The sequence below is a fragment of the Nocardioides sp. URHA0032 genome (assembly GCF_000620645.1).
Lineage (GTDB): Bacteria > Actinomycetota > Actinomycetes > Propionibacteriales > Nocardioidaceae > Nocardioides.
Genome location: NZ_JIAV01000019.1, coordinates 215,036 through 227,921 on the forward strand (window position 1 = coordinate 215,036; position 12,886 = coordinate 227,921).

General features: G+C 73.0%; 13 protein-coding genes. 6 read left to right on the top strand and 7 right to left on the bottom strand.

The annotated features are described in order from the left end of the window. Positions 1–2 precede the first annotated feature (2 nt). The 5 genes from N538_RS0109800 to N538_RS24710 form a co-directional block, all read right to left on the bottom strand. A complete protein-coding gene (locus N538_RS0109800; RefSeq protein WP_028637163.1) occupies positions 3–233 on the bottom strand; it encodes a DUF6752 domain-containing protein in 231 nt (76 codons plus the stop codon). Next, positions 224–1,804: a class I SAM-dependent methyltransferase gene (locus N538_RS24705; protein ID WP_051549104.1), complete on the bottom strand. Its 1,581-nt coding sequence runs from the start codon at positions 1,802–1,804 to the stop codon at positions 224–226. The genes N538_RS0109800 and N538_RS24705 overlap by 10 nt, the downstream gene beginning before the upstream one ends. Positions 1,805–1,825: 21 nt before the next feature. Further along, a complete protein-coding gene (locus tag N538_RS0109810) occupies positions 1,826–2,974 on the bottom strand; it encodes a phospholipase D-like domain-containing protein (protein WP_155992035.1) in 1,149 nt (382 codons plus the stop codon). A 72-nt stretch (positions 2,975–3,046) separates the two neighbouring features. Next, a complete protein-coding gene (locus N538_RS0109815) occupies positions 3,047–4,102 on the bottom strand; it encodes an endonuclease/exonuclease/phosphatase family protein (protein ID WP_028637165.1) in 1,056 nt (351 codons plus the stop codon). A gap of 58 nt (positions 4,103–4,160) precedes the next feature. Continuing rightward, complete coding sequence (locus N538_RS24710; RefSeq protein ID WP_155992036.1) at positions 4,161–5,186, bottom strand: hypothetical protein; 1,026 nt, start codon at positions 5,184–5,186, stop codon at positions 4,161–4,163. Positions 5,187–5,298: 112 nt separating this feature from the next. On the opposite strand from N538_RS24710, the gene N538_RS0109825 reads away from it, so the two are divergent. The 4 genes from N538_RS0109825 to N538_RS0109840 are packed head-to-tail and all read left to right on the top strand — an operon-like array spanning position 5,299 to position 8,605. Continuing rightward, the gene (locus N538_RS0109825; RefSeq protein WP_028637166.1) at positions 5,299–6,555 is read left to right on the top strand and encodes a magnesium transporter MgtE N-terminal domain-containing protein; all 1,257 of its coding nucleotides are present in this window, start codon (positions 5,299–5,301) and stop codon (positions 6,553–6,555) included. Next, a complete protein-coding gene (locus tag N538_RS24715; RefSeq protein WP_036570006.1) occupies positions 6,552–7,088 on the top strand; it encodes a DUF1003 domain-containing protein in 537 nt (178 codons plus the stop codon). Before N538_RS0109825 ends, N538_RS24715 begins: the two co-directional genes overlap by 4 nt. 11 nt (positions 7,089–7,099) lie before the next feature. Beyond that, complete coding sequence (locus tag N538_RS0109835; protein ID WP_028637167.1) at positions 7,100–8,263, top strand: Mrp/NBP35 family ATP-binding protein; 1,164 nt, start codon at positions 7,100–7,102, stop codon at positions 8,261–8,263. A 3-nt stretch (positions 8,264–8,266) separates the two neighbouring features. Further along, positions 8,267–8,605 (top strand): sec-independent translocase, encoded by a 339-nt coding sequence (locus N538_RS0109840; protein WP_028637168.1) that lies wholly within the window; start codon positions 8,267–8,269, stop codon positions 8,603–8,605. A 14-nt stretch (positions 8,606–8,619) separates the two neighbouring features. On the opposite strand, the gene N538_RS0109845 is transcribed toward N538_RS0109840, so the two are convergent. Both N538_RS0109845 and N538_RS0109850 read right to left on the bottom strand, forming a co-directional pair. After that, positions 8,620–9,150 (bottom strand): hypothetical protein, encoded by a 531-nt coding sequence (locus N538_RS0109845; protein ID WP_028637169.1) that lies wholly within the window; start codon positions 9,148–9,150, stop codon positions 8,620–8,622. A 17-nt stretch (positions 9,151–9,167) separates the two neighbouring features. Then, the gene (locus N538_RS0109850) at positions 9,168–11,321 is read right to left on the bottom strand and encodes a glycoside hydrolase family 3 C-terminal domain-containing protein (RefSeq protein WP_028637170.1); all 2,154 of its coding nucleotides are present in this window, start codon (positions 11,319–11,321) and stop codon (positions 9,168–9,170) included. A 148-nt stretch (positions 11,322–11,469) separates the two neighbouring features. Between N538_RS0109850 and N538_RS24720 the strand changes: the two genes are divergently transcribed. Together N538_RS24720 and N538_RS27355 are read left to right on the top strand one after the other, a co-directional pair. After that, entirely contained in the window at positions 11,470–12,099 is a 630-nt protein-coding gene (locus tag N538_RS24720) for a LysM peptidoglycan-binding domain-containing protein (RefSeq protein WP_081790394.1), read from the top strand. Then, positions 12,096–12,599, top strand: a complete 504-nt coding sequence (locus N538_RS27355) for an Rv3235 family protein (RefSeq protein WP_051549106.1) — start codon at positions 12,096–12,098, stop codon at positions 12,597–12,599. Before N538_RS24720 ends, N538_RS27355 begins: the two co-directional genes overlap by 4 nt. Positions 12,600–12,886: the final 287 nt, after the last annotated feature.

Genomic DNA, 12,886 nt, shown 5'->3' on the forward strand with positions numbered 1-12,886 from the left:
CGTCAGATGCTCTCTTGGTACTTCGCGAGCACCTCGCGCATGCCCGCCTCGTCACTCCGGGCGAGCGGGACGAGCAGGTCCGTCACCAGGTCGGTGAGCTCGGCCAGCCGCAGGTTCAGCTGGCGGCACTCCTGCACCTCGGCCTCGAGGGCCGCCACCCGCTTGCGGAGGTCGTGGGTCGCCGATGCCCTGAACCGCCCGGCCACGCCCAACGCCTTGTCCTTCACTCCCATGTCGCCACCATCCGGCAGATCTTGGTGGGCGAACCGCCAGAGCGGCCTGCCCTCGGAATCTTCACTGTCTCCCGCTCGACGATCCTGGCACCGACGGAGCGGAGCTCCCGCGCCACGATCGCCGGCCTGCGGATCTTCGCCCGCTCGCGGCGGGCGAGGACGCCGTCCCCGCGCTGCACGAGGAACTCGACGTACAGCCGGCCGCCGTCGTGCAACATCATCCGCGCCGCACGCCAGGCGTTCCTCCGGGCCCGCCGGTCGACGTTGTCGGCGAGGTGCCGGGCGAGCACGACCCGCGGGCCCGTCTCGGCGCCGACCAGCCCGCCGGTGGCGAGCGCGGACCGGGCCTCGAGGAAGTTGCAGGTGAGGAACCTCGCCGCGAGGTCCTCCACGCCCGCCTCCTCCTCCGCCGCCTCGAACGCCCGCCGCACGAAGTCCAGGCCCGTCGCCGGCGTACCGCGCCGGGCGAACCAGAGGACATCCGTGCCCGTGCCGCAGCCCAGGTCCACGACGGGGGTCGCGGGGTCCTCGCGCTGCGCGGCGTAGCGGGCCAGCTCCGACGGCTCCGCACCGGGGACCCGGCGCCTGGAGTAGAAGCGGTCCCACTGCGGCCGGCCGGTGCGGATGCCGCGGAACCAGCCGTCGAAGCGGCGGCGCGTGGACGCCGGGGTCGCGAAGTGGAAGGCCGGGTCGGGCACCCGCCAGCTCTTGCCGTACGTCGCTGCGAGGAACCGGTCTGTGTCCGCCGGCACCGGGAACTCCCGGCCCTCCAGCGTCGCGCGGCCGAGGGGGGTCACCCACTCGCGCCGGAACGGCGTGCGGATCTCGCCCATCAGGTGCAGGAGGCCGTCGCGCATGAAGCCGCCGAACACGTCGAGGCCGCGCACGTGGCCGTCGCTCTCCACGACGTCGACCTTGAACGCCAGCGCGGAGTAGCGCGTGATCCGGTAGCCCGCCCCGACCAGGGCCCGCTGCACCCGGAACGACTCCCGGATCGCGTCGACCGGGTGCTCGTGCGCGCTGACGTACCCGAGGTCGGCGTCGCTGTCGTGGCCGATCAGCTTGCCGTTGCGGACCGCGCCGAGCAGCGTGCCGTAGGCCAGGAACGGCTCGAGGCCGGCGGCCTGCAGCCCGGCGAGCACGTGGTCGATCGCGTCGAGCAGCGGGCGGACGTTCTCCTCGCTGCGGTTGTCGAAGGTCTGCACCAGGCGCAGCGACTTGTCCAGGCTGAGCGGCTGGCCGTCCTTGTTCACCACCGCGATCCGGCCGGCGCCCCCTGCTGCACCGTCCTGGCCGAGGCGCACCTCGGCGTCGTGCACGACCTGACCGGTCTCGTGGACGGTCAGCGTGAGGCGGGTGGTGCCGTCGAGGAACTTGCGGATGGCGTGCGGCCACGGCACCAGGCGGGTGCCGTCGGGACGGCGGGTCCCGTCGCGGTGCAGCCAGAACGAGTAGATCCGGCGGTCGTCGAACGCGACGTCGAGCACGACCTCACGTCGCGAACGGGCGGCGATCCCCTCGGCCGTGACCGAGACGGAGGAGACGCGGGCTCGGCTGAACGGTCTCCTCATGGGGCGAGATCGTAACCGGGTCTATCCGTGGTCCCACATCCACAGGAACCGCTTCTCGTACGTCGTCGCCTCGGCCTGGTCGTCGATGCGCACGATCAGGTCGTCGCGGTGGGTGGCCCGGGTGCTCCAGTTCTGTGAGCCGGTCCAGGCGCGCACGGTGGACGTCTCGCCGTCGTACCCGCCCGAGACGATCATCACCTTCTGGTGGGTGCGGATGCCCTGGTGGCCGCCCTTGCGCATCGCGACGTCGTGGTTCTCGAGGATCGACCGCACCGCGGCGCCCATGCCGGTGCCGTAGAACACCTTCACGTCGCAGCCCTCACCGCGCAGCGCCGCGACCTTCCAGGCGATCGCCTTGCCGCGGTCCTCGTTCCACGCGTGGGTGCTGATGTAGACGCCGGTGTGGACGTCCCCGCCGTTCGTCGTCACCACGCACTGGACGTCGTCGAGCGCGGCGAGGATCGGGTCGGTGTCCGCGCGCAGGTCGACGGGCATGATTCGGATGTCGGTGTCGCTGACGGCCTTGTGGAGGTACGGCTTCGCGACCGGCTGGTCCGCCTTGAGCTGGCCGAACCAGTGGCCGTAGGCCCGGAAGTACGGCCGGTCGTCGACGCGGGTGTAGAGGTCGTTCCACTGGTCCTGGGCGTTGTGCTGGGTGAGGTTCACCGAGCCGACCATCGTGATCCACCTCGCGGTGCCGGCCCTGCTGAACGAGAAGTACTTCGCGTGCATCTGGCCCGCGTCCCCGCGGCAGCTGTTCTGGCAGATCCGCACGAACGACGGCGCGTTCGTGTCGGTGCCGATGGCCGAGCGCAGCCGCGCCATCGCCGGGTAGACGTTCTCCCCCGCGAACACCAGCTTCACGTTCACACCGCGGTCGTGGGCCGCGATCAGCGCGTCCGCGGTCGGCCCGTCCCCGAACGAGAAGACGGCCATCCGGATGGTCGACCCGGCCGGCGCGCTGTTCACCGTCCGGATCACCTGCTGGAGCAGCTTGCGCTGCTGGGTCGGCGTGCCGAGCGGGTTGTTGAAGTTGCCGCCCGCGGGCGGCACGTAGTGGCCGACCCGCTGGGTGGCCGGCCCGGCGTCCGCCGGCGCGGACAGGGCGAGGGCGCCGGCGACCAGGGCGGCGGAGACGACAGCGGTGCGGAGGAGTCCGAGAGTGCTCACGGGCACCTATTGTCACATCTGTCCCGTGGGTGACAACCCCCGCGCGGGTGCGACGCAGCTGTAACGCGGGGTTCAGCGGTCGCTGAGCGGCGGGATCATCGCCGTGGTGACCACGAACGGGTGGTCGGTGGCGCGCTGCACGAGGCCGTTCCGCTCGGCGAGGTAGTCGCTGAACCGGATCACGCTGGAGCCGAAGATCCAGTCCACGCCCATGCCCGAGGGCGGCACGCAGCTCCCGCCGGACGCGACACCGCCGCTCGCGGAGACCATCGCCCCGGAGCCGGTGACCTTGCAGAAGACCTCGTCGCGCTCGTTGAAGTCCCCGGTGAGCACGACCGGGAAGTCCTGCGCGTGCAGCTGGTTGATCAGCGCGATCTCGCGGGCGGTCGCCGCGTCCCGCCAGCGCTCGTTGTTGCCCCAGCGGCCGGTGGTCGCCGGATTGTGCACGTTGATGAAATACACGTCCTGGTCGGACTCGATGTTGTGCAGCCGCACGTACGGCATCTGGACGGTCTGGCCGTGGAAGTACGGGATCGGCACCGTCGCGCTCGAGACCAGCTCCCAGACGCTCGTGCGCCAGGCGATGGAGTTGCGCGGGTCGCCGGCGTTGCCCGGGAAGACCGCCCAGGCACCGGCGGTCCGTGCGAGGAACGTGCTGACCTGGGGACTCTCGAACTCCTGGAAGCCGATCACGTCCGCGTCGGACGCCTGGACGATCGAGGTCGCCCAGGACATCCGGGTCGGAGCCGGTGCCCAGCCCTTCTTGTTGCCGCCGGCCTTGGTGTGCGACGCGCCGAGCACGTTGAACGTGCCGATGCGGAACGTCGTGGGCTTCCGGGCCGCGACCTTCTGCGTCTTGCGGCGCAGCTCCTTGCCGACCTTCCCGACCCGCTGCGGCTTGACCGTCGGCGCCGCGTGGATGCGCTGCCCGGCGCTGACCGACTGCGTGGGCGCCCGGGTCGCGACCGCGACGTCCGCGGCGCTCGGGCCGGGGTCCTCGGCTCCGCCACCGGGCCGGAAGATCGCGAGCACGGCGATGACCAGCCCGAGCACGCCCACGACCGCGATCGTCGCGACCGCGGCGCCGGTCGTCTCGGCGGGGTCGGAGGGACCGACGTGCTTGGTCATGCGTCCCGATCCTCCCGTGTGCCCAGGTGGTCGTGAGCGTACCCGAGCCAGGGCGCGCTCAACCGCGCGACAGGAGGGTCTGGACCACCTGGGCGGGATCCTCGGCCGGCGTGGCGTCGTCCGGCCCCGGATCCTCCGGAGCACCGACCACCGGGGCGAGGTCCGCCGGGTCACCGTGCACCGGGTGCCCGGCCGCCCGCACCTCGTCCAGCCACCGCGCCGTCACCGCGCGCAGCAGGCCGCCCAGCTCGTACGGCGCGCGCGGCCGCGGACCCGGCCGCGCGGCGAGCTCGCCCTCGGCGTACCCCCGCTTCACGACGCGCAGGTACGTCGCCCGGTCGACCCGGTCGGCGAGCGCCGCGTTGACGGCGCGGAGCAGGGCCACCTCGGCGGTACCGAGTGACGGGTTGACCGGGGCCGTGCGTCCGTCGAGGACGTCGGGGTCGAAGCCGCACGCCTCCGCGAACCGCTGCCACAGCACCTCGGGCCCGGCGCCGGGCGCCGGCCCGACGGCGAGGTGCGCCCGGCCGGCCGGCACCGCCACCGACCACCGCCGCAGGCAGTCGGCGAAGTCCTGGGCGTGCCAGAAGTGCGGCCGGACGCCCCCGGCGTCCGGTCCCTCGTCGGGGCCGGTGTCGGCGCGCAGCTGGTCCCGCTCGAAGTCGGCGAACGACCAGGTTGCGCCGAGCTTCACCTCCTCCTGCCAGTGCGCGGTCGCCTGCCGGCCGAGGTCGCGAGCGGTGACGACCACGTGGACCTCGGCGCCGGCCAGCGGCGCGAGCGCGGCACGCACCTGCTCGGTCGTCGCGCCGGCCAGGACCTCATGGCTGATGACGGCGACGCCGTCGTGCGCCAGCGCCCGGTCGCAGACCGCGGCCCACTTGCCGGCGACCTCGCCGGCGGTGAGGCCGAACTTCGCGTGACTGCCCCGCACCTCGACGGCGCCACGGAACATCGCGCCCGGCCCGACGAACGGGTAGAGGACGCCCGCGTCGCGCAGCCGGTCGCGGTGGTCGGCGAGCAGTCCCTGGAGGTACGTCGTGCCGGTCTTGGGCAGTCCGACGTGGAGCACGACGCGTGGCACGAAGGACATGGTGCCACCGGCCGGTAGCGTGTGCAGACGTGAGCCGCACCCCACGGAAGCGAGGAGCTCCCCCGCTTCGGTCCTCCACTCCACGCTTCCGGCGGGACCCCGGATGAGCACCACGCCCGTCCGCGTCTTCGCGGCCCGTCTCGTCGGGCTGCCCATCTTCGACCCCCAGGGCGACCAGGTCGGCAAGGTGCGGGACGTCGTCGCGGCGGTCCGGTCCGAGGTCCACCAGCCCCGGGTGCTCGGCCTGGTGGCCGAGGTGTTCGGCCGGCGCCGGATCTTCGTGCCGATGACCAGGGTGACCAACATCGACAGCGGGCACGTGTACACCACCGGGCTGCTCAACATGCGCCGCTTCGAGCAGCGGCCCACCGAGACGCTGGTGATGAGCCAGATGCTCGACCGCTCGGTGCGGGTCCCGATCACCGGCGTGAGCGGCACGGTGTACGACGTCGCGATGGAGCAGGCCCGCAACCGCGACTGGGTGCTGAGCCGGGTCGCGATCCAGGAGCCCACGAAGGGGCTGCGCCGCCGCGGCCAGACGCACGTCGTCGAGTGGCGCGACGTCGAGGGCCTCACCGCCCGCGACGAGTCGCAGGGCGCCACCCACCTGATCGCCGCGCTCAACGAGATGCGTCCGGCGGACGCCGCGAACATGATCCACGACCTGCCGCTCGAGCGGCGCTCGGCCGTCGTGGCCGCGCTCGACGACGAGCGCCTGGCCGACGTGCTCGAGGAGCTCCCCGAGGAGGACCAGGTCGACATCCTGGAGCACCTCGACAACGAGCGCGCCGCCGACATCCTCGAGGAGATGTCGCCGGACGACGCCGCCGACCTGATCGCGGACCTGCCACCGGAGACCGCCGAGGCGCTGCTCGAGCTGATGGAGCCGGAGGAGGCCGAGGACGTCCGCCGGCTGATGTCGTACGCCGAGGAGACGGCCGGCGGCATGATGACGCCGGAGCCGGTGATCCTGGGGCCGGACGCCACCATCGCCGACGCGCTCGCCCACGTGCGGAACCCCGAGCTCACGCCGGCGCTCGCCGCGCTCGTCTACGTGTGCCGGCAGCCGCTGGAGCCGCCGACCGGCAAGTTCCTCGGCGTCGCGCACATCCAGCGGCTGCTCCGCGAGCCACCGTCGACCCTGGTCGCCGGCGCCCTGGACGACTCGATGGAGTCGCTGCGCCCCGAGGCCACCATCGACGAGGTGGCGGCCCACCTGGCGACGTACAACCTGGTGGCCGCGCCCGTGGTCGACGACACCGGCCATCTCCTCGGCGCGGTCACCGTCGACGACCTGCTCGACCACATGCTGCCCGAGGGCTGGCGGGACCGGGCCGTGCGGCAGGGGGTCGAGGGATGAGCGACCGCACGCCGCGCCTCGACACCCCGAAGGACCTGCGCCGTCCCCCGCTGGTCCGGCGGCCGTCGTACAACTCCGACACCTTCGGGGTCTTCGCCGAGCAGTTCGCCCGCTTCATGGGCACCGCGCAGTTCCTCATCTACATGACGCTCTTCGTCGTGTTCTGGGTGGTCTGGAACTTCACGGCGCCCGACCACCTCCGGTTCGACGACTACCCGTTCATCTTCCTGACCCTGATGCTCAGCCTCCAGGCGTCGTACGCCGCCCCGCTGATCCTGCTGGCGCAGAACCGGCAGGAGGCGCGCGACCGGGTGATCGCCGAGCAGGACCGGCAGGCCGACGCCCGCGCGCACGCCGACATGGAGTTCCTGGCCCGCGAGGTCGCGTCGCTGCGGATGGCGGTCGGCGAGGTCGCGACCCGCGACTTCCTGCGGTCCGAGCTGCGGAGCCTGCTGGCCGACCTGGACGAGCGCACCGAGGACCGTGGCCAGTCTCACCCGGCCGACGCCGATCCGGAGAACACGCCCACGTAGACTCGGGGATCATGAGCACCCCCCTTCTCGAGCGGGTCAACGCCGCGCTGGCGACCGTCAACGACCCCGAGATCAAGCGCCCGATCACCGAGCTCGGCATGGTCGAGTCCGTCGAGATCGACGACGCCGGCATCGCGCACCTGACCGTGCTGCTGACGGTGGCGGGGTGCCCGCTCAAGGACACCATCAACCGCGACGTGTCGGCGGCCGTCGGCGGGGTCGACGGCATCACCGGCGTCGACCTCAGCCTCGGCGTGATGACCGCCGAGCAGCGCGCCGGGTTGAAGGACATCCTCAGCAACGGCCAGGCGCAGCGCGAGATCACGTTCGCCCAGCCGGGTTCGCTCACCAAGGTGTTCGCGATCGCCAGCGGCAAGGGCGGGGTCGGCAAGTCGTCGGTCACCGTGAACCTCGCGCTCGCGATGGCCAAGCAGGGGCTCAAGGTCGGCATCGTCGACGCGGACATCTACGGCCACTCGGTCCCGGCGATGCTCGGCGTCGCCGACCACCGTCCGACCCAGGTGGACGACCTGATCATGCCGGTGCCGACGCCGTCAGGCGTCTCGGTCATCTCGATCGGGATGCTGAAGCCGCGTCGCGACCAGGTCGTCGCCTGGCGCGGCCCGATGCTCGATCGTGCCCTGGTGCAGATGCTCGCGGACGTCTACTGGGGTGACCTCGACGTGCTCCTCCTCGACCTGCCGCCGGGCACCGGCGACGTCGCGATCTCGCTGGGCCAGCACCTCCCCGGCGCGGAGGTGGTCGTCGTGACCACGCCGCAGGAGGCTGCGGCGGAGGTCGCCGAGCGCGCCGGCACGATGGCCTCGATGATGCACCAGCGGGTGGTGGGCGTCGTCGAGAACATGAGCTACCTGCCCTGCCCGCACTGCACCGCCGAGGGCACCGACCACCGCCTGGAGATCTTCGGCGCCGGCGGCGGCGAGCGGGTGGCCGGGACGCTGTCGACGCGGTTCGGGTACGACGTACCCGTGCTCGGCCAGATCCCGATCGACACCTCGCTCCGCGAGGGTGGCGACTCCGGCAAGCCGATCGTGGACTCCGACCCCACCGCACCGGGAGCGCAGGTGCTGACGGCGATCGCCGAGAAGCTCGCCGGCCGCGGCCGCGGCCTCGCCGGACTCCAGCTCGGGTTGACGCCGACCAGTAAGTTCTAGCCCGTGTTCGGAGTCGGGCTGACGGAGCTGGCCGTCATCGCCTTCGTCGCGATCTTCGTCTTCGGCCCGGACCGACTCCCCGACCTGGCCCGGCAGGCCGGCCAGATCGTCCGCCAGGTCCGCAGGATGGCGGACAACGCGCGCGACGAGCTGCGCGCGGAGCTCGGGCCCGAGTACGCCGACCTCGAGCTGCGTGACCTCGACCCGCGCGAGATCGTCAAGCGGCACATCGCCGAGGTCCTCCAGGAGGAGGACGAGGACGAGGCACCGAGGCCGACCCGCCGGGGCCAGCGTCCGCTCGACGCCGGCGAGGCCCCGCCGTACGACGCCGACGCGACCTGAGCGGGACCAACCCGTCAGTCCCGCGACTGCACCGCCGCCAGCCCGCCGAACGCGACCAGCACGGTGCGACCGGCCACGGCCACCTCGGCGAAGTCGGCGCCTATCCGGCGCAGCGGTCCGTCGTACGTCGTCCCGTCGCGCAGGTGGACCACGCACCGCTCGCCGGTGTCCGCGATCCGACGCAGCGCCGAGCCGAGGCCCAGCCTCGCGACCGGCGACCACGCGACCTCGGGCACCGAGCGCTCGGCCGCGCCGGCCACGGCACCGACGGCAGGGAGGCTGACGACCCAGTCCTGGGCGGTCCCCCTGACCAGGCACCAGCCGTCGCCCACCCGCTCGAGCACGCCGGTGACCGCACCGACCCCGGCCACGTCGAGGCGGACCTCGTCGCCGATCGTCGCCATCAGCCGGGACGCCAGCGTCACCTCGCGGTACGCCGACCGGCTCCGGTCGGCCAGGTCCGCGTCGCGCTCGGCGGCGTAGAGCGCCTCCGCCTGCTGCTCGAGGTCGTCGAGGAGGGCGAAGACCTCCTCCTCCCAGGACATGCGGGCAGCCTGCCCCGTCAGCGCATCGTCAACCGCGCGCGGAGCGGCAGGTCCCGCGAGGAGGAGCCGACCGCGACCCCGTATTCACCCGGCGTGACGACCCAGCCGCCGCGCCAGTGCGCGAACGCACGCCGGTCGAGGTGGATCGTGACCCGCCGGGTCGCGCCGGGCTCGAGGGTGACCTTGTCGAAGCCCTTCAGCTGCTTCGGCGGCTCGCCCGCGGACCGGGGGAACGAGACGTACACCTGCGGGACCGCCGCACCGGTCCGGTCGCCGGTGTTGCGCACCGTGAGCGTCGCGTCGGCGCCCTCCCCGGCGCGGCGCACCGACAGGTCTCGGAAGGCGAAGGTCGTGTAGCCGAGCCCGTAGCCGAAGGGGAACAGCGGTCGCTCCCCCCGGGCGTCGTAGCCGCGGTAGCCGACCAGCAGCCCCTCGTCGTAGGTCTCCTTGCCGTCGACGCCGGGGTACGCCGCCGGCTCGAAGCTCGCCTGCTGCTCGGACCTCGGGAAGGTCTGCGGGAGCCGGCCGCCGGGCTCGGCGTCGCCGTACAGGACGTCGGCCAGGGCGTTGCCGTGCTGGAGGCCGCCGTACCAGGGCAGCAGGACCGCTCCCGCATCGGCGAGCCACGGCATCCGCACCGGCGCGCCGACGTCGAGCACGACCACTGTGCGCGGGTTGGCGGCGGTCGCGGCGGCGATCATGCCCTCCTGGTCGAGGGGGATGCTCGAGCAGCCCACCGACACGCACACCTCCGGGCGGAAGCCCAGGTCCGGACGGTCGCTGCCCTCGGTGGAGCCGTCGGTCGCGACCACGACCACCTCGTCGGCGGCCGCGGCCGCGGCCCGCGCGTCGGCGACGTTCGAGCCCTCGACGTACACGACCCGGTCGCCGTGGGCGAGCGCGGCGCTCGTGATGCCCTCGAGCGGGGAGACCAGCCGCGCGACGCCCGAGCCGTGTGACGAGCCGCCGCCGGACGTCGAGCTCGTGGCGCCGACCGGGTTCGCGGCCCAGCCGATGACCGCGATCGTGTGCCCGCCGCCCGTGCCGAACGGCAGCAGGTCGTCGCGGTTCTTCAGCAGCACGGTGGCCTCGGCGGCGGCCCGGCGCGCGAGCTCGGTGTGCGGCGTCGACACGTCGCTGAGGTACGGCGCGGCGCCGGGAGCGACCGGGTGGTCGAAGAGGCCGTGCTCGAACATCGGCCGCACGGTGTCGCGGACCATGTCGTCCACGCGGGCCCGCGTCATCGACCCGTCGGCCAGGGCCGCCCGCACGTTGTCCGCGGAGAAGTACTGCTGCGGCAGCGGCGACGCGTGCATCTCGAGGTCCATGCCCGCCATCGCGGCCGGCGCCGTCGAGTGCGTGGCGCCCCAGTCGGACTCGACGAACCCGTCGAAGCCCCAGTCCTTGCGCAGGTAGCCGGTCAGCATCCGCGGGTTCTCGCAGGCGTAGTTCCCCCCGATCCGGTTGTACGAGCACATCACGGACCCGACGTCGGCCTTCTTCACGGCGGCCTCGAACGCCGGCAGGTAGATCTCCCGACGCGTCCGCTCGTCCACCCGGACGTCGACGGTCATCCGGTCGGTCTCCTGGTTGTTGAACGCGTAGTGCTTGGCACTGGCCAGCACGGGGTTGTCCTGGATGCCGCGGATGAACGCCGTGGCGGAGCTGGCGGCGAGGTAGGGGTCCTCCCCGAAGTACTCGAAGTTGCGGCCGTTGTACGGCGTCCGCGCGATGTTCATGCCCGGGCCGAGCATCACGTTGATGCCCTTGGCGTAGGCCTCCTCGCCGATCGCACGGCCCAGGCGGCGCTGGGTCGTGGGGTCCCACGTCGAGGCCTGCGCGACGCCGGAGGGGAAGACCGTGGTCGCGACCTGGAGCCCGGCCACCCCGGATCCGGCGTCGCTGAGGACGAGGTCCGGTACGCACAGCGCCGGGATCCCGTCGACGTGCCCGGCAGTGCCGTAGAACGCGAACCAGGGCGGGTTGCTGAACGTCAGCATCCCGAGCTTCTGGTCCTGCGTCATCGCCGCGACCAGGGCGTTCGCCCGGTGGTCCGCCGAGTCGTGCGGGTCCATCCACGCGGCGCACGGATCGGCCGCCTGCGCGGCCGGGGCCGCGGGGACCAGGTTCACCAGCGCCAGCCCGACGGCGGCGATCAGGACACGTCTCATGCCCCAGCAACGGCGGAACCGGTGCGCGGCTACGGCGTCATACCCCGTGCGCGCGTCGCCGGCTGGGTTGTGGAGAAACGGTTGACTGCCGGGGTAAAGAAGCGCAGTCTGACGCAAACCGAAGCAAACGCATAGATTGGCTCTCGGGATGCACGCTCCGGTCCACCGCTGTCTCGCGGTGGCGCTCACCGCCACCGCGGCCGCCGTCGCGCTGGTCGGCTGGCTGGCGCCGGTGGCGCTCGCCCCCGCGTCCGGGTTCGACGGCGCGCTGGTGCGCCTGTGCGCGACCGTCGGCTCGGCCACGACGGCCTGGCTCTGGTGCGTCACCGGCCTGGTCGTGCTGGAGGCACTGCGTGGGGGCAGCTGGGAGACGCGCGGCGTCCCCGCGGGGGTACGGCGAGCCCTGCTGGCCGCCTGCGGCCTCGCCGTCGTGGCCGGGCTGGCCACACCCGCCGGCGCCACCAGCGGCCGGCACGACCAGCCCCAGACAGCAGCCTCGGTGGTGGCGACCGCGATCGCCGGGCTGCCGCTGCCCGACCGCCCGCACGGGCCGGCGCATGACCGGCGCGCGCAGCGCCTCCAGCATCTCCGACCCGCCCCGGTCGTCACGGTTCGACGCGGCGACTCGCTGTGGTCGATCGCCGACGAGCACCTCGGCACCGGGGACCGCTGGCCCGAGATCTACGCGCTCAACCGCGCCGTCGTCGGCGCCGACCCCGACCTGATCCAGCCGGCCCAACGGCTCCGGATCCCCCTTCGACCCCAGGAGAACCGATGAGCGACAACGTCGTCCCCCTCCACCACGCCGCACCCGTCGCCACCGTGCAGGGCACGCTGGCCCTGGACCTGCAGCCGCGCTTCGACCCGCCCGAGACGACGGCGTACGGCCGCCACCCGGTCGCCGACGTGATCGCGATCGAGGCGCCGCTGCGCCACGGCCTCGAGCAGTGGGCGGGCCGGTACGTGCAGGCTGCCGTCGAGATCGTCGGAGGCGACCGGCCGGTGAGCCAGCTGCTGCGCTGGAGCTCGCGCGAGGTGTTCCAGGACCTCGACCGTCGCGCCCAGCTCGTCGCGCGCGCCGGGCGGCACCAGGCCGGTCAGGGCCGCGTGCAGCCCGTCCGGCCCCGCGTCGTCGGCGTGCACGCCTGCTTCCTGGCCCGCGGCCGGGTCGAGGTCAGCGCGCACGTCCGGTACGGCGACCGCTCGCGCGCGGTGGCCGCCCGGTTCGTCCGGACCGCCGACGAGCGGTGGTGCTGCACCGCACTGGAGTTTGCGTGAGCAGCGGCGGCGAGCGGAGCTCGCCGCCGCGTCGCTCACGCAGGTCGAGTAGCGCCCGCGACCGACGAAGGAGGTCGCGACGGCGCGTATCGAGACCCGGTCGACATCGCTGACGACGGGATCTCGATACGCTCGCTGGCGCTCGCTACTCGATCAACGAACGGCTACGACACGCGCGCCGTCAGGCCCGTGCCGCCGCGACGGCGCGTATCGAGACCCGGTCGACATCGCTGACGACGGGATCTCGATACGCTCGCTGGCGCTCGCTACTCGATCAACGAACGGCT